The sequence below is a fragment of the Azospira sp. MPR-E4 genome, from assembly GCF_058809645.1.
Genome location: NZ_JBXAST010000042.1, coordinates 13469 through 28547 on the forward strand (window position 1 = coordinate 13469; position 15079 = coordinate 28547).

Here is a 15079-nt window from a genome sequence, read left to right on the forward strand (position 1 = left end):
AATGGGTCGAAACAGGGTCGAAAGGTTTGAAACGTTATTCGGATGGCGAATCGGTTCGCAGGTCGCCCAACAGCTTGTAAGCCGCCGCGGCCGGCGTGGTGCGGCCCTGGGTCACCGCTTGGGTGAGCCCGGGCAGGTCCCGGCGCACCGCCGGGTGGTTACGGAAATACTGGCGCAGGCCGGAATCGATCAGGCTCCACATCCAGTCGATGGACTGGCGCTGGCGCCGGGCCTCGAACTCGCCGGTAGGCGTCAGGGCCTGACGGTACTTTTCCACCTGGGCCCAGAAGTCGCCGATGCCTTCCTTGTGCAGGGCCGACAGGGTGATCACCGGCGGCGCCCAGTTGGGGCTGGCGTGGCGCAGCATGTGCAGGGCGTTGTTCCACTGGGCCCGCACCACCTGGGCGGCCCGGGGGTCGATGTCGGCCTTGTTGATGACCACCATGTCGGCAATCTCGACGATGCCTTTCTTGATGGCCTGCAGGTCGTCGCCGGCATTGGGCAGCTGCAGCAGGCAGAACATATCCACCATGCCGGCCACCGTGGTCTCGGACTGGCCGACGCCGACGGTCTCGACGATGATCACGTCGAAGCCGGCGGCCTCGCACAGCAGCATGGCTTCCCGGGTCTTCTCGGCGACGCCGCCCAGGCTGCCGGCGGAGGGGGACGGCCGGATGAAGGCCTCCTCGCGCTGGCACAGGGTTTCCATGCGGGTCTTGTCACCCAGGATGGAGCCGCCGGAGACGGAGGAGGAAGGATCCACCGCCAGCACGGCCAGGCGATGGCCCCGTTCGATCAGGTGGATGCCCAGGGCTTCGATGAAGGTGGACTTGCCGGCGCCGGGGACGCCGGAAATGCCGATGCGGATGGCCTTGCCCGTGTGGGGCAGAAGGGAGGCGAGCACCTGCTGGGCCCGCACCTGATGGTCGGCCCGGCTGGACTCGATCAGGGTGATGGCCTTGGCCAGGGCCCGGCGCTGACGCGCCAGGACCCCGTCCACCAGGGCCTGGTCGGCCCCGGCGAGGGAGTGCTGCCCCACCGTGGAGGCTTCCGACATCTGCATCGTCAAGGCTTAGCCGCGGGACTTGCGGATTTCTTCCAGGACGCGCTTGGCGGAATCCTCGATGCGGGTGCCGGGACCGAAGATGGCCTTGGCGCCTGCGGCGTAGAGGGTGTCGTAATCCTGGGCGGGAATGACGCCGCCGGCGAAGACGATGATGTCGTCGGCGCCCTGTTCCTTGAGGGAGTTCACCAGGGCCGGCAGCAGGGTCTTGTGACCGGCAGCCAGGGAGGAGACACCGATGGCGTGCACGTCGTTTTCCACGGCCTGGCGGGCGGCTTCTTCCGGGGTCTGGAAGAGGGGGCCCATGTCGATGTCGAAGCCCAGGTCGGCGAAGGCGGTGGCCACCACCTTGGCGCCACGGTCGTGGCCGTCCTGGCCCAGCTTGGCGATCATGATGCGGGGGCGACGGCCTTCTTCTTCGGCAAACTTGGCGATGTCGGCCTTGATGGATTCCCAGCTTTCCTGTCCTTCCACGACGCCTCCATAAACACCGGAAATGGTCTGGTTGTTGGCACGGAAGCGGCCGAAGACCTTTTCCAGGGCATCGGACACTTCGCCCACGGTGGCGCGCAGGCGGATGGCCTTGACGCTCAGGTCCAGCAGGTTGCCCTCGCCGCTCTCGGCGCACTGGGTCAGGGCATCCAGGGCGGCCTGCACGGCGGCGCTGTCGCGGCTGGCGCGGATCTTCTTCAGGCGGGCGATCTGGGCTTCGCGCACGGCGTGGTTGTCGATGTCCAGAATGTCGATCTGGTCTTCCTTGGCCAGCTTGTACTTGTTCACGCCGACGATGACGTCCTTGCCGGAGTCGATGCGCGCCTGCTTGTCGGCGGCGCAGGTTTCCACCTGCATCTTGGCCCAGCCGGATTCCACGGCCTTGGTCATGCCGCCCATGACTTCGATCTCCTGGATGATGCTCCAGGCCTTGTCGGCCATGTCCTGGGTCAGCTTTTCCATCATGTAGGAACCGGCCCAGGGGTCCACCACGTTGGTGATGTGGGTTTCTTCCTGGATGATCAGCTGGGTGTTGCGGGCGATGCGGGCGGAAAACTCCGTCGGCAGGGCGATGGCTTCGTCCAGGGCGTTGGTGTGCAGGGACTGGGTGCCGCCGAAGACCGCCGCCATTGCTTCGATGGTGGTGCGCACCACGTTGTTGTACGGGTCCTGCTCGGTGAGGGACCAGCCGGAGGTCTGGCTGTGGGTGCGCAGCATGAGGGACTTGGCGCTCTTCGGGTTGAACTGGCTCATGATGCGGTGCCACAGCATCCGGCCGGCGCGCATCTTGGCGATTTCCAGGTAGAAATTCATGCCCACGGCCCAGAAGAAGGACAGGCGGCCGGCGAAGGCATCCACGTCGAGGCCGGAGGCGATGCCGGTGCGCACGTATTCCATGCCGTCGGCCAGGGTGAAGGCCAGTTCGATGGCCTGGTTGGCGCCGGCTTCCTGGATGTGATAACCCGAGATGGAAATCGAGTTGAACTTGGGCATGTGCTGGGCGGTGTAGCCGAAGATGTCGGAGATGATCTTCATCGACGGCTTGGGCGGATAGATATAGGTGTTGCGGACCATGAACTCCTTCAGGATGTCGTTCTGGATGGTGCCGGACAACTGTTCCTGGGAGACGCCCTGCTCTTCGGCGGCGACGATGTAACCGGCCAGGATGGGCAGCACGGCGCCGTTCATGGTCATGGAAACGGAAATCTTGTCGAGGGGGATGCCGTCGAAGAGGATCTTCATGTCCTCGACGGAATCGATGGCCACGCCGGCCTTGCCGACGTCGCCCAGGACCCGGGGATTGTCCGAGTCGTAGCCGCGGTGGGTGGCCAGGTCGAAGGCCACGGAGACGCCCTGGCCACCGGCGGCCAGAGCCTTGCGGTAGAAGGCGTTGGATTCTTCGGCGGTGGAGAAGCCGGCGTACTGGCGGATGGTCCACGGCCGCACGGCGTACATGGTGGCCTGGGGACCGCGCAGATAGGGAGCGAAGCCGGGCAGGGTGTCGGCGTAGGGCAGATCCTCCACGTCCTTCTTGGTGTACAGGGGCTTGACGGTCAGGCCTTCCGGCGTGATCCAGTTGAGCGCATTGACGTCGCCGCCGGGAGCGGACTTGGCGGCGGCCTTGGCCCAGGCGTCCAGGTTGTCGGAATTGGGCAATTGGGGCTTGGATGCGTCGGCAGACATGTCAGACCTTTCTCGGTACACCCGCCGCATGCCAGGGGCGCTGCGACGGCTAGATTTTCGATTCTACGCCGCCCAAACAGGCGGCGGGGAAGGGCTTGCTAAGGGAGCGCCGGCAGCCATGAACCCGCTTTTCGGCCAGCTTGACATCCCGAACCCTGGATAATACTGTATCCATAATTATGAATGCAATACTTGCCAACTGGGCTATAATTGCGCCCTGCTTGCGGCTTGCGTAATGCTTGGCTTATTACGTAACGCATAGGGCAAAGACACCAGACTCTGCGTCCGGATTTTCTATATCCTGCTGAATTTCTGTCCCACCGATCGTTCATGAACGCCATCCGTATCGCCCAGCCCGCCCTCTACGAAGAAGTGGCCGAGCGCCTGCGTCAGCGCATCTTTTCCCATGAACTGCCGCCCGGCACCTGGATCGACGAGCAGGCCCTGGCCGAAGACTACGGCATCTCCCGCACCCCCCTGCGCGAGGCCCTGAAGGTGCTGGCCTCCGAAGGCCTGGTGACCCTCAAGCCGCGCCGCGGCTGCTACGTCACCGAGCTGTCCGGGGGCGACATCCAGGAGATCTTCCCCATCATCGCCATGCTGGAAGGCCGTTGCGCCTTCGAGGCCACCCAGAAGGCCACCCCGGCCGACGTGGCCCGCCTGCAGGCGATCCAGGACATCCTGGAAAAGGCGGCCGCCACCGGCAACATTCCGGCCTACTTCGAGGCCAACCAGAATTTCCACCTGACCCTCTGGGAAATCGCCGGCAACCGCTGGCTGCTGCAGGTGATCCAGGATTTGCGCAAGGTCCTCAAGCTGACCCGCTACCAGTCCCTGTCCGTGGACGGCCGCCTGAAGAAGTCCATGGAAGAACACCGGGAACTGCTGGCCGCCATCACCGCCAAGGACCCGGAGCTGGCCGAGAAGGTCATGAAGAGCCACCTCATCGCCGGCAGCGAAGCCATGGCCAAGGCCACCAGCCGCTGAGCCCCACCCGCCGCACACCCCGGGGCTGCCTGTGCAGCCCCTGTTTTTTTCCACCCCCGCCTTGAAAGAACCGCCATGTCCGGACGCATTCTCGTCTCCCGTGACGGCGACATCGCCACCGTCACCCTCTCCAACCCGGAGAAGCTCAACGCCGTTAACTACGCCATGTGGTGCGACCTGGCCGCCGTCATGTCCGAACTCTCGGCCGACTCCAGCCTGCGCTGCGTCGTCCTCACCGGTGCCGGCGAAGCCTTCGCCGCCGGCGGCGACATCGAGGAATTCCTGGTCAAGCGCACCAATCTGGAACAGGCCCTGCACTACCACGACAAGGTGGGCGCCGCCCTGGATGCGGTGCGCGACTGCCCCCACCCCACCGTGGCCCTGATCCGGGGCGCCTGCATCGGCGGCGGCCTGGAGATCGCCGGCAACTGCGACCTACGCATCGCCGGCGAAGGGGCCAAGTTCGGCGCCCCCATCAACAAGCTGGGCTTCTCCATGTATCCGGGCGAGATGTCCGGCCTGCTGGCCCTGGCCGGCCCCGCCGTGATGTCCGAGATCCTGCTGGAAGGGCGCATCCTCTCTGCCGCCGAGGCCTACGCCAAGGGCCTGCTGACGCGGGTGGTGGCCGATGCCCAGCTGGAGGACGAAGTCACCGCCACCGCTCGCCGCATCGCTGCCGGCGCTCCCCTGGTGGCCCGCTGGCACAAGCAGTGGATGCGCCGCCTGGCTTCCGGCATGCCCCTGACCCAGGAAGAAAAGGCCGCCTCCTTCGCCTTCCTCGACACCGCCGACTACAAGGAAGGCCTGGACGCCTTCCTGGCCAAGCGCAAGCCCGCCTTCAAGGGCTGTTGATCAACAAACTGCGCTGGCCGCCGGCAACGGCAGAAAGAAAAAGCCCCGGGAAACTCCCGGGGCTTTTTTATGACGCTGACGCTGCAGCTGGCGCTTAGTGGTTGCTGGCGCCGGCGGCACCCAGACCGGTCTGGGCACGCACGTACTGGTCGTCGAAGGCTTCGATCTCGCGCTTGGCCTGGGCGCTGGTATCCAGCTTGGAGACCACGAAGGCGATGAGGAAAGCCAGGGGCATGGAGAACAGGGCCGGCTGGTCGTAGGGGAAGATGGCCTGGGCCTTGCCCAGCACGGTCACCCACACGGCCTTGGACAGCACCACGAAGACCACGGCGGCAGTCAGGCCGCAGATGGTGCCGGCGATGGCGCCCTTGGTGGTCAGGCCCTTCCAGTACATGGAGAGGATCAGCACCGGGAAGTTGGCGGAAGCAGCGATGCCGAAAGCCAGACCGACCATGAAGGCCAGGTTCTGCTTTTCGAACATGATGCCCAGGCCGATTGCAGCCAGACCGATGAAGATGGAGGCGATCTTGGACACCTTCAGCTCGGAACCGCCCTTGGGCTTGCCCTTGCAGATCACATTGGCGTAGATGTCGTGGGAGATGGCGGAAGCGCCGGCCAGAGCCAGGCCGGAAACCACGGCCAGGATGGTGGCGAAGGCCACGGCGGAAAGGAAGCCGAGGAAGATGTTGCCGCCGACGAACTTGGCCAGGTGCATGGCCACCATGTTGCCGCCGCCGATCATCTTGCCGCCGACGTTGCCGCCTTCGAAGAACTCGGGGTTGGTGCCGACCAGAACGATGGCGGACATACCCAGCAGCACCACCACCAGGAAGAAGAAGCCGATGAAGCCGGTGGCCACGAACACGGACTTGCGGGCCTGCTTGGCATCCGGCACGGTGAAGAAGCGCATCAGGATGTGGGGCAGGCCGGCGGTACCGAACATCAGGCCCAGGGACAGGGACACGGCATTGACCGGATCGGCCAGCAGGGAACCCGGACCCATGATCTTGGTGCCGTCCTTGTGCACTTCGGTGGCCTTGGTGACCAGGGTTTCGAAATCGAAGCCGAAGTGGGACATGGCCAGCAGCATCATCAGGGTGCCGCCGCCAAGCAGCAGACAGGCCTTGATGATCTGCACCCAGGTGGTGGCGATCATGCCGCCGAAGGTCACATAGACCATCATCAGCACGCCCACCACGACCACGGCCACCTCATAGTCCAGGCCGAAGAGCAGCTTGATCAGCTGGCCGGCGCCGACCATCTGGGTGATCAGGTAGAACAGCACCACGGTCAGGGAGGAGATGGCAGCCACCGTCCGCACCTTGCTCTGGTCGAGACGGTAGGAGGTGATGTCGGCAAAGGTGAAGCGGCCCAGGTTACGCAGGCGCTCGGCCATCAGGAACAGGATGATGGGCCAGCCGACGAAGAAGCCGACGATGTAGACGAAACCGTCATAGCCCTTGGCGAACACCATGGAGGTCAGACCCAGCAGGGTGGCGGCGGACATGTAGTCGCCGGCAATGGCCAGGCCGTTCTGGAAACCGGTGATGCCGCCGCCGGCAGTGTAGAAGTCGGCGGTGGACTTGGTGCGGTTGGCGGCCCAGTAGGTGATGCCCAGGGTGGACAGCACGAAGGCCACGAACATGGCGATGGCGGCCACGTTCAGGGGCTGCTTTTCAGCCTCGCCGACGGTGCCGGGACCGGCATAGGCGGCACCGGCGGCCAGCAGCAGGCCCAGCAGGGGCAGGAAGCGGGACAGGTTACGCATTATTGGGCCTCCTTGGTGGCTTCCTTGATCAGTTCGGCGTTGATTTCGTCGAACTTGCCGTTGGCGCGATGCACGTAGAGGCCGGTCATGACCCAGAACAGCAGCATCATCAGGGCGGCGATGGGCCAGCCGATGGTGGCGATACGGCCTTCGCCCAGGGGCGAGGCCAGCAGGGTGGGATTGAAGGCGACCACGGCCATGAAGCCGTAGTACAGGATCAGGACCACGGCAGACAGGGTCCAGGCGAAGCGGCTGCGGGTGGCAACCAGCTTGTCGAACTTCGGATTGTTGCGAATCCGTTCGTAGGCAGCGCTGCTCACGAGTGTTCTCCTCAGTTTGAGTATTTGTTTAGGTCGGCAGAAAAAGACCGACTCCCCCTCTACCCAGCCCTCCCGGCGGGTTTTCCCCAATGTGGGAAACCCGTATTGCGTCCGGGAACGGACGTGGATTACGCAATGATATAACAGTTACGCAAATTTCCATACCCGCCCGTATGTCGCGGCGCAAAAACAAAAAAGGGCCCGCAGGCCCTTTCCATATGCATCAAGGTCGGCAAGCCGCCATCTACATGACGCCATGCAACATCTTGGCTGCCAGCAGCACCAGCACACCGGCAAAAATCCGCTTCAGGGTCGCCACCGGTAGGCGATGGGCCAGACGCGCCCCCACCGGGGCCGCCACCACGCTGCCCGCCATCACCCACAGCAGGGCCGGCAGATAGACGTAACCAACGCTCCAGGCCGGCAGGCCGGCCTCGCCCCAGCCGTTCCAGATGTAGCCCAGGGTGCCGAAGAAGGCGATGGGCAGGCCGAGGGCCGCCGAAGTGCCGATGGCGTTGCGCACCGGCACGTTGCACCAGGCCAGATAAGGCACTGTCAGGGAGCCGCCGCCGATGGCCACCAGGGAAGAGAGGGCGCCGATGACCCCACCCGCCAGCCCCAGGCCGGCCGGGCCGGGCAGTTCCCGGTGGGGTTTCGGCTTGAAGTTCAACGCCATCTGCAGCGCCACGCAGGAAATGAAGCAGGCAAAGAACAGGGCCAGGCCCTGGGTGGAAATGCGGGCGGCGAGCTGGGTGCCCAGCACGGTCCCCACCAGCACCCCCGGAGTGAAAGAGCGCAGCGTGTCCCACATCACGGCGCCATGCTGGTGGTGGGTGCGCAGGCTGGAAATGGCGGTGAAGATGATGGTGGCCATGGAGGTGCCGAGGGCCAGGTGCAGCATCTGCTCCGGCGGGAACTGCTGGCCGGCGAAGATCATGGCCAGCAGGGGCACCATCACGGCGCCGCCGCCGATGCCCAGGAGGCCGGCCATGAAACCGGCAAAGAGGCCCAGGCCCACATAGGCCAGCCACCAGAAATCAAAAAGCATCGTTCAGCTCCATCAACTTGCGGGTAATGAATTGCCACTCTTCCGCCGTCACCGGGGTGATGGACAGGCGGCTGCCCTTTTGCAGCACTCCCATGGCCGCCAGGGCCGGATGGCACCGCAGCTCGGTCAGGGGCACGAAGCGCCCGCGGGCGACGAAGGCCACATCCACGTTGAGCCAGCGGGGCTGCCCGGGCGAGGATTTGGCATCGAAATAGGGACTGGCCGGATCGAACTGGGTGGCATCGGCGTAGGCGGCGGACGCCACCTGGCCCAGGCCGGCAATGCCCGGCACGGCACAGCCGGAATGGTAGAAGAGCACGCCGTCGCCCAGCTTCATGGCATCGCGCATGAAATTGCGGGCCTGATAGTTGCGCACGCCGAACCAGGGCACCCGGCCGAGACGGGCCAGGTCGTCGATGGACACTTCGTCCGGCTCGGATTTCATCAGCCAGTAAGCCATGGGCGAACAGGGGAAAAGAGGGGCCACAAAAGGAAACAGCGCGGTGGATTGCTCGCACCGCGCTGCTGTATTAGGCCCCCGCCTGTGCCGTTAGGCCGGCATCCTGAACCTGAGTTCAGAGTGGTCGCTTGCCGTCCGCATCAGGTGCACCCGACGAAGGGCGCTCACAACAGCGGATGAGTGGTTCGCGGCCGATGCCAATTAGCATTGGTTCAAGGAATATATGGCCTTGACGAACACCGCAGGGGACAATCGGCGGAAACTTTTGCTGGCGCGGCCAAGAAGGCTTCAGAACAAGGGTTCCTGGCCTTGGAGGGCCGCGTCCAACTGTGTTTCCATGGCTCCGATTCTACGCTGAAAGTCAGAGCCGTCAACGGGGGTTTCAGGATTTTCTGCGGGGCTCTCCGCCTTCCCGGCGGAAAGCAGTTCGTGGGCGATATTCAGGGCCGCCATGACCGCCACGCGCTCGGCGGCGGCAGTCTTACTCTTGGCTGCGATGTCCTGCATCTTGCGGTCCACATAGGCGACGGCAGCCAGCAGCGCTTCCTGTTCGCCGGGCGGACAGGCCACCCGGTATTCGCGGCCGAGGATGGCCACGTCGATGAAATTGCCGCTCATGCCTTGCCCTCCTCCGGCAGCTGCTCGGCCAGCGCCTCGAGGCGGGCACGGGCCGCCTCCATGCGCTCGACCAGACGCAGGCGCTCGTCTTCCGCGCTGGCCAGTCGGGCGCGCAGTTCCTGGTTCTCGGCCCGCAGGCTGTGGCAGAGGTTGACCACCTGCGCCACCTTGCCCTCGAGGGCATCCAATTGCTTAGTCATAGGCGCGAACTATAGAGGCCAAAAACACGCAAGGTCAAGGACTAAGACCATATTTTGAATGTGTTTTATGCCAAAGCGCCCAGGCGCCGGCCTCGCCATACAGGCAGGTATGGAGTACCATCCGCCCCCGTTGTTCCACTAGGGACAACGCTCCGCGTCAGGTGCCGCGGGAGGAGTCCTCCTCCGCGGTTAAACGGGAAACAGGTGCGCGCCGCCAGCAGCGGTGCAATGCCTGTGCTGCCCCCGCAACGGTAAGGAAGTGCGGGTCCATCACGATGCCACTGGGTCACCCCCGGGAAGGCGATGGATCAAGACTTCCGAGCCCGGATACCGGCCTGAACGGAATACCGAGTGAGCCGGATCGGCCCGACCACCATCAGCTCACTTCCTTCGCCACCTTCCGGCATTGCGGGGACGCTCGCCGGATACGAGGAGTCTCACCTCATGAAACCATGCATTTCCCTTTCTGCAGCCTCCCTCGGCCTGCTGTTCACCGCCCATACCCACGCCCAAAGCACGGAACTGGAAACCATTAAGGTAACAGCAACCCGCGTTGCTTATGCTGAAGCAGACGCCGCCTACGCTGCCGAAATACACACCCGGCCGATGATTGACCGCTCCGGGGCCCAAACCCTTTTCGACTACCTAGCCCAGCATAGCTCGGTAAATGTTGCCCCCAGCTTTGGCAACCGTTTTACCCCCATGCTCGACATGCGCGGCTACGGCAGCGAGAACGGCTACCAGAATATTGCCGTCAGCCTTGACGGACAGCGCCTGAACAATATCGACATGGTGCCCCAACTGCTGGGCGCCATTCCCTTATCCGCCATCGACCGTATTGAAATCACCAAAGGGAGCGGTTCCGTTCTCAACGGGGATGGCGCCATGGCAGGTACGATCCAGATTCATACCCGCCCCTATTCAGGTATCTCTGTCGGCGCTTATACCGGTACCGACGGCGCGCTAGGGCTGAACACTGCTGCTGGCACGCAAGGCGAGAACTACAGCATTTCCGCCAGCGCCGACCACAGCAAGCATGGCGGATATAGTCAGGCGGATATCAGCGGCCATAAGGATTCCTCCGAAATGCGCAATGAACGGGCTGCGCTGAAAGTACGTCCTCTGCGTGATCTATGGCTGAACGTCGATGTCTCCAGCACCTACATCGACACTCGCTACCCCAACGCACTATCCCAAGCCCAGTTTGATGCAGACCCTTCACAAGCCGGTGCCACCAGATATACACATCAGCAATTCACTACCGACCAATGGCGCCTGGGCGGCGAGTGGAGCCTGAATGACAGCACCAAACTCACCTACGCTCATCGCCGGGAAGACAAGCACTCAGAGTTCGTCGGCACCTTCAAGGCAGACTACGACATCGAAGGCAACGATCTGGCCGTGGTCCACACCGGCGACACCTTTGACCTTACAGCAGGCTTCCAGAGTACGGATGGCAATCGTATCCAGGCATTTGATCAAACCAAGAAAAACAGCCGTGCCTACTATGTTCAGGGCGTCTATCGCCTCGGCGACACCACTCTGTCAGCAGGGACGCGCAGAGAAAGCGTTCGCTATGAGCACCTACCCGCTGGCGGCGCTCAATTGTCCCGAGAGCGGGACCTGGATGCCTGGGATCTGGGCATCAACCAGCGGCTAGATAGCCGCTATTCCGTTTTCGCCAACCTTAACCAGGCCTTTCAGGCGCCGGATGTTGACAGATTCTTCGTTGGGGGCGCCTTCAACGCCTTCATAAACCCGGCCAAAGCGAAAACCTTGACGCTGGGGCTCAATCGAATGGCACCGGGAAACCGCTTCAAGCTTGCTGTTTTCCGAAGCAATCTGGACAACGAAATTTATTACTACAACACCGGAAACTGGCTGACCAGCTTCAACACCAACATCGACAAATCCCACAAGTACGGCCTGGAAGTCCAGCAGTTCTGGCAAGCCACGCCTCAATTGTCGCTGAACGCCAACTACGCCTATACCCGCTCAATCATCGATAGAGAAAACCAGGGCAATGGCGCCTTCGATGGCAAGGAACTTCCCGGTGTCCCCCATCACAACCTCGCCCTATCCGGAACCTATGCCTTCACCCAGCGCTCGGAACTGACCCTAAGCCAGAACTGGCGCAGTGACAGCTACGCCATCGGGGATTTTGCCAATAACCGCAGTCAGCGCCAGGCTGCTTACAATCTGACCAACCTCACTTACCGCTACCGCCTGCAAGGCTGGGAACTGTTCGCCACGGTCCAGAATCTCTTCGACCACAAGAACGGCATCTGGACCAGAGACAACGGCATCTATCCGATCAACTTCTCTCGCAGCGCACTGGTCGGTTTCAAGGCCACTTTCTAAAGACCAACCATGCCCTCCCGCCGTCGCGCCCTGATCGTTATTGCCCTGCTGGTGCTGCTGGCCGGGGTGAGCCTGGTCGTGGCCCTGGCGGTGGGCAGCATCAGCATTCCTCCCGGCGCCGTCCTGCAAGGGCTGCTCGGTGATGCCGAGGCGCCGGGCTACGCGGTGGTGCATAACCTGCGCCTGCCCCGGGCCCTGGCCGCCTTTGCCTGCGGCGGGCTGCTGGCGGTGGCCGGCTGCCTGATGCAGGTGCTGCTGCGCAATCCCCTGGCCGATCCCTATGTGCTGGGCATCTCCGGCGGCGCCGGGGTCGGCGCCCTGGTGGCCATCCTGCTCGGGCTGTCCGCCTTCGGCATCAACGGCCTCGCCTTCAGCGGCGCCCTGGCCGCCACTTTCCTGGTCTTCGGCCTGGCCCACGGCGACGGCTCGTGGACCCAGACCCGCCTGCTCCTCACCGGGGTCATCGTCGCCGCCGGCTGCGGCGCCCTGGTGGCCCTGATGCTGTCCCTGGCGCCGGAGCACAAGCTGCACGGCATGCTCTACTGGCTGATGGGCGACCTCTCCCAGGCCACCGACGCCCGGCCACCCCTGCTGGCCCTGGCGGCGGCCCTGCTGCTGGCCCTGCCCTTTGCCCGGGAACTCAACCTGCTGGCCCGGGGCTTGGCCACGGCCCAGGCCCTCGGCGTGGCCGTGGTGCGCCTGCGCCGGCTGGTCTATGTGGTGGCTTCCCTGGCCACCGCCACCGCCGTCACCACCGCCGGCTCCATCGGCTTCGTCGGCCTGGTGGTGCCCCATCTGGTGCGCCTGGCGGTGGGCAACGACCAGCGCCTGCTGCTGCCCGCCTCGGCTCTGGCCGGCGGCGCCCTGCTGGCCCTGGCCGACACCCTGGCCCGCACCGTGGCGGCGCCCCAGCAACTGCCGGTGGGGGTGCTGACCGCCCTCATCGGCGTGCCCGTGTTCCTCTTCCTCCTCACCCGGGCGCCGCGATGACTGCCTTGCTGCAAACCAGCCGACTCACCGTGCGCATCGGCGACCGGGAGGTCTGCCGCGACCTGGAGTTGCAACTGCAGCCGGGGGAACGGCTGGCCATTCTGGGACGCAACGGCGCCGGCAAGTCCACCCTGCTGTCCACCCTGGCCGGCCTGCGTCCGGCCCAGGGCGGCGAGGTACGCCTGCAGGGGCGCAGCTATGGGGAACTGGGGCCCCGGGCGGCGGCCCGGCAACGGGGCTGGATGGCCCAGACCCAGGCCGACGCCTTCGCTTCCAGCGTGCTGGAGACGGCCCTGGCCGGGCGCCATCCCCACCTGGGCCGCTGGGACTGGGAATCGGGCGCCGATGCGGAACTGGCCCGGGCCGCCCTGGCCCGGGTGGGGCTGGCCGGCATGGAACAACGGGAGACGCCATCCCTCTCCGGCGGCGAACGCCAGCGCCTGGCCATCGCCACCCTGCTGACCCAGGCGCCGGACCTCTACCTGCTGGACGAGCCCCTGGCCCACCTGGACCTTTCCCACCAGATCACCGCCCTGGAACTGTTCGCCGGCCTGGCCCGGGAGCGGGGCGCCGGCGTGGTGATGGTGCTGCACGACCCGGGCCTGGCCGCCCGCTACTGCGACCGGGCCCTGCTGCTGCAGGGCGACGGCACCTGGGAGAGCGGCCCGGTGGCCGAGATCCTCACCGCCGCCCACCTCAGCCGCCTCTACGGCCATCCCCTGCGGGAGGTGGAGGACGGGGGCAGCCGCTGGTTCATCCCCTGCTAACGCCAGCCATTTTCTCCAGCCGCCCCATTTCCCTTTCCCCCGATTCCCGGAGTTCCCCATGAGCGACGAGCGCAACCAACGCCACAACAGCCGCATGGCCCGCAAGAAGGAAGTGGTCGACGCCAAGATCGCCCAGGCCAGCCAGGAGCGCGGCGTCCTGCTGGTGCATACCGGCAACGGCAAGGGCAAGAGTTCCGCCGCCTTCGGCGTCCTCGCCCGGGCCCTGGGCCACGGCCACAGCGCCGCCGTCATCCAGCTGGTGAAGAGCCGCTCCGACACCGGCGAGGAAGGCTTTTTCCGGCAGCAGCCCCGGGTGCACTGGCACGTCATGGGCGAAGGCTTCACCTGGGAAACCCAGGACCGGGAGAAGGACCTGCGCGCCGCCCGGGCCGCCTGGGAACAGGCCTGCGTTTACCTCGCCGACCCGGCCATCGATCTGGTGATCCTGGACGAGCTGACCTACGCCTTCAAGTACGGCTGGCTGGAGTTGGACGCGGTGCTGGCCGCCTTCGCCGCCCGCCCGCCGCACCAGCACGTCATCGTCACCGGCCGCGCCGCGCCGGAGGCCCTGGTGGCCGCCGCCGACACGGTCAGCGAAATGGGCATGGTCAAGCACGCCTTCCAGGCCGGCGTCGCCGCCATGCCCGGGATCGAGTTCTGAAGGGCCGCCGGCCTGACCGGCAATAGGCACGGGCCTCCTGGCGACGGCATGCCGCCGATGCCCGTCCCGCCTGCCTCCCAGGCCATCCCCCCAAAATCTCCACCGAGCCGCCGCCCATGACTTCCCTCGCCTGCCCCGCCCTCCTCGTCGCCGCCCCCGCTTCCGGCCAGGGCAAGACCACCGTGGTCGCCGCACTGGCCCGGCTCCACGCGCGCCAGGGGCGCCGGGTCAAGGTCTTCAAGTGCGGCCCGGACTTCCTCGATCCCCAGATCCACCAGGTGGCCAGCGGCCAGCCCTGCGACAACATCGACTTCCGCATGGGCGGCGAAGCCGACGCCCGCTGGCGCCTGGCCCGGGCCGCGGCGGAGAACGACCTGATCCTGGTGGAAGGGGTGATGGGCCTCAATGACGGCGAACCCTCCGCCGCCGCCCTGGCCCGCCTGCTGGGCCTGCCCATCCTGCTGGTGCTGGACGCCTCGGCCATGGCCGGCAGCTTCGGCGCCGTCGCCTTCGGCCTCAAGCACTACCGGGAGGAACAGGGCGGTGGCGCCCCCATCGGCGCGGTGCTGGCCAACCGGGTCGGCAGCGCCTACCACGCCCAACTGTGCCGCGACACCCTGGATGAAGCCGACATCGCCTGGTACGGCCACCTGCCCCGGGACAACGACGCCGCCATGCCGGAGCGCCACCTGGGCCTGCTCCCCGCCGCCGAGATCGAGGACCTGAAACAGCGCCTGGACGCCATGGCTGACGCTCTCGCCGCCACCGCCGCGGCCCAGTTGCCGCCGCCGGTACACTTCGCCCCGGCC

The 15079-nt window shown here is 65.3% G+C and carries 15 protein-coding genes, 1 other RNA gene and 1 riboswitch; of the genes, 7 read left to right on the forward strand and 9 right to left on the reverse strand.

Going from position 1 to position 15079, the window contains the following annotated elements; genetic code table 11:
* Window positions 1-34: 34 nt before the first annotated feature.
* Together meaB and scpA are read right to left on the reverse strand one after the other, a co-directional pair.
* Window positions 35-1063: a methylmalonyl Co-A mutase-associated GTPase MeaB gene (meaB, locus tag AC1RTA_RS12240; protein WP_014235633.1), complete on the reverse strand. Its 1029-nt coding sequence runs from the start codon at window positions 1061-1063 to the stop codon at window positions 35-37.
* A gap of 9 nt (window positions 1064-1072) precedes the next feature.
* Entirely contained in the window at window positions 1073-3238 is a 2166-nt protein-coding gene (gene scpA, locus AC1RTA_RS12245; protein WP_492784843.1) for a methylmalonyl-CoA mutase, read from the reverse strand.
* Between the two features lie 330 nt (window positions 3239-3568).
* Between scpA and AC1RTA_RS12250 the strand changes: the two genes are divergently transcribed.
* Both AC1RTA_RS12250 and AC1RTA_RS12255 read left to right on the forward strand, forming a co-directional pair.
* Window positions 3569-4225 (forward strand): GntR family transcriptional regulator, encoded by a 657-nt coding sequence (locus tag AC1RTA_RS12250; RefSeq protein WP_014235635.1) that lies wholly within the window; start codon window positions 3569-3571, stop codon window positions 4223-4225.
* Between the two features lie 75 nt (window positions 4226-4300).
* Window positions 4301-5077: an enoyl-CoA hydratase/isomerase family protein gene (locus AC1RTA_RS12255; RefSeq protein ID WP_492784844.1), complete on the forward strand. Its 777-nt coding sequence runs from the start codon at window positions 4301-4303 to the stop codon at window positions 5075-5077.
* A gap of 94 nt (window positions 5078-5171) precedes the next feature.
* Here AC1RTA_RS12255 and AC1RTA_RS12260 read toward each other — a convergent pair whose 3' ends face one another.
* The 7 genes from AC1RTA_RS12260 to AC1RTA_RS12290 all read right to left on the reverse strand — a co-directional run bounded on the left by AC1RTA_RS12260 (window position 5172) and on the right by AC1RTA_RS12290 (window position 9491).
* Window positions 5172-6845 (reverse strand): cation acetate symporter, encoded by a 1674-nt coding sequence (locus tag AC1RTA_RS12260; protein ID WP_014235637.1) that lies wholly within the window; start codon window positions 6843-6845, stop codon window positions 5172-5174.
* Window positions 6845-7165, reverse strand: coding sequence for a DUF485 domain-containing protein (locus AC1RTA_RS12265; protein WP_014235638.1), 321 nt, complete (start codon window positions 7163-7165; stop codon window positions 6845-6847). The genes AC1RTA_RS12260 and AC1RTA_RS12265 overlap by 1 nt, the downstream gene beginning before the upstream one ends.
* A gap of 244 nt (window positions 7166-7409) precedes the next feature.
* Window positions 7410-8213 (reverse strand): sulfite exporter TauE/SafE family protein, encoded by an 804-nt coding sequence (locus AC1RTA_RS12270; protein ID WP_416243631.1) that lies wholly within the window; start codon window positions 8211-8213, stop codon window positions 7410-7412.
* Window positions 8203-8658, reverse strand: a complete 456-nt coding sequence (locus AC1RTA_RS12275) for an EVE domain-containing protein (RefSeq protein WP_492784845.1) — start codon at window positions 8656-8658, stop codon at window positions 8203-8205. Before AC1RTA_RS12275 ends, AC1RTA_RS12270 begins: the two co-directional genes overlap by 11 nt.
* An 86-nt stretch (window positions 8659-8744) precedes the next feature.
* A non-coding RNA gene (gene ssrS / locus AC1RTA_RS12280) (6S RNA) lies at window positions 8745-8924 on the reverse strand.
* Between the two features lie 37 nt (window positions 8925-8961).
* Window positions 8962-9291, reverse strand: a complete 330-nt coding sequence (locus AC1RTA_RS12285; RefSeq protein ID WP_130459812.1) for a cell division protein ZapA — start codon at window positions 9289-9291, stop codon at window positions 8962-8964.
* Complete coding sequence (locus tag AC1RTA_RS12290; RefSeq protein ID WP_130459811.1) at window positions 9288-9491, reverse strand: coiled-coil domain-containing protein; 204 nt, start codon at window positions 9489-9491, stop codon at window positions 9288-9290. The genes AC1RTA_RS12285 and AC1RTA_RS12290 overlap by 4 nt, the downstream gene beginning before the upstream one ends.
* A gap of 142 nt (window positions 9492-9633) precedes the next feature.
* Window positions 9634-9844, forward strand: a riboswitch (cobalamin riboswitch).
* On the opposite strand from AC1RTA_RS12290, the gene AC1RTA_RS12295 reads away from it, so the two are divergent.
* From AC1RTA_RS12295 to AC1RTA_RS12315, 5 genes are all read left to right on the forward strand, one after another.
* Entirely contained in the window at window positions 9843-11852 is a 2010-nt protein-coding gene (locus AC1RTA_RS12295) for a TonB-dependent receptor (protein ID WP_492784846.1), read from the forward strand. (Overlaps the previous riboswitch by 2 nt.)
* Before the next feature lie 9 nt (window positions 11853-11861).
* Window positions 11862-12842 (forward strand): FecCD family ABC transporter permease, encoded by a 981-nt coding sequence (locus AC1RTA_RS12300; RefSeq protein ID WP_014235644.1) that lies wholly within the window; start codon window positions 11862-11864, stop codon window positions 12840-12842.
* Window positions 12839-13609 (forward strand): ABC transporter ATP-binding protein, encoded by a 771-nt coding sequence (locus tag AC1RTA_RS12305; RefSeq protein WP_492784847.1) that lies wholly within the window; start codon window positions 12839-12841, stop codon window positions 13607-13609. Before AC1RTA_RS12300 ends, AC1RTA_RS12305 begins: the two co-directional genes overlap by 4 nt.
* A gap of 58 nt (window positions 13610-13667) precedes the next feature.
* Window positions 13668-14270 (forward strand): cob(I)yrinic acid a,c-diamide adenosyltransferase, encoded by a 603-nt coding sequence (gene cobO, locus AC1RTA_RS12310; protein WP_492784848.1) that lies wholly within the window; start codon window positions 13668-13670, stop codon window positions 14268-14270.
* 116 nt (window positions 14271-14386) lie between these two features.
* Window positions 14387-15079: nucleotide-binding protein (locus AC1RTA_RS12315; RefSeq protein ID WP_492784849.1), on the forward strand; the 693-nt coding region annotated here is incomplete at its 3' end.

What these genes read in the sequence shown, in the direction of transcription:
- meaB (WP_014235633.1), bottom strand. Translation starts at nt 1,063, where the DNA reads ATGCAGATGTCGGAAGCCTCCACGGTGGGGCAGCACTCCCTCGCCGGG.
- scpA (WP_492784843.1), bottom strand. Translation starts at nt 3,238, where the DNA reads ATGTCTGCCGACGCATCCAAGCCCCAATTGCCCAATTCCGACAACCTG.
- AC1RTA_RS12250 (WP_014235635.1), top strand. Translation starts at nt 3,569, where the DNA reads ATGAACGCCATCCGTATCGCCCAGCCCGCCCTCTACGAAGAAGTGGCC.
- AC1RTA_RS12255 (WP_492784844.1), top strand. Translation starts at nt 4,301, where the DNA reads ATGTCCGGACGCATTCTCGTCTCCCGTGACGGCGACATCGCCACCGTC.
- AC1RTA_RS12260 (WP_014235637.1), bottom strand. Translation starts at nt 6,845, where the DNA reads ATGCGTAACCTGTCCCGCTTCCTGCCCCTGCTGGGCCTGCTGCTGGCC.
- AC1RTA_RS12270 (WP_416243631.1), bottom strand. Translation starts at nt 8,213, where the DNA reads ATGCTTTTTGATTTCTGGTGGCTGGCCTATGTGGGCCTGGGCCTCTTT.
- AC1RTA_RS12275 (WP_492784845.1), bottom strand. Translation starts at nt 8,658, where the DNA reads ATGAAATCCGAGCCGGACGAAGTGTCCATCGACGACCTGGCCCGTCTC.
- AC1RTA_RS12285 (WP_130459812.1), bottom strand. Translation starts at nt 9,291, where the DNA reads ATGAGCGGCAATTTCATCGACGTGGCCATCCTCGGCCGCGAATACCGG.
- AC1RTA_RS12290 (WP_130459811.1), bottom strand. Translation starts at nt 9,491, where the DNA reads ATGACTAAGCAATTGGATGCCCTCGAGGGCAAGGTGGCGCAGGTGGTC.
- AC1RTA_RS12300 (WP_014235644.1), top strand. Translation starts at nt 11,862, where the DNA reads ATGCCCTCCCGCCGTCGCGCCCTGATCGTTATTGCCCTGCTGGTGCTG.
- AC1RTA_RS12305 (WP_492784847.1), top strand. Translation starts at nt 12,839, where the DNA reads ATGACTGCCTTGCTGCAAACCAGCCGACTCACCGTGCGCATCGGCGAC.
- cobO (WP_492784848.1), top strand. Translation starts at nt 13,668, where the DNA reads ATGAGCGACGAGCGCAACCAACGCCACAACAGCCGCATGGCCCGCAAG.